The 212-nt window shown below is 54.2% G+C and carries 1 protein-coding gene; it reads right to left on the reverse strand.

The genetic code is table 11. The annotated features are described in order from the left end of the window. Positions 1-212: reverse transcriptase domain-containing protein (locus tag C5470_RS22400; RefSeq protein WP_242688292.1), on the reverse strand; the 212-nt coding region annotated here is incomplete at both ends.

The raw sequence follows: 212 nt of genomic DNA on the forward strand, positions 1-212 counted from the left end.
TCTCTGAGAAAGGCAGCTACAGCAGGTTTCACCCGTTCTTCCAGTACTTCTTTCGAACTCCCGGAAATGACGAAATCATCCGCATATTTAACGACATAGACTTTCTGGCGAGGGGCAGCGCGTTGTGCCACCCACTCCAGCCCGTCCAGTGCCATATTAGCCAGAACCGGTGACGCGATACCGCCCTGTGGTGTTCCTGCCTTAGTGGGGTA

It is taken from the genome of Photorhabdus stackebrandtii (assembly GCF_011189495.1).
Classification (GTDB): domain Bacteria; phylum Pseudomonadota; class Gammaproteobacteria; order Enterobacterales; family Enterobacteriaceae; genus Photorhabdus; species Photorhabdus khanii.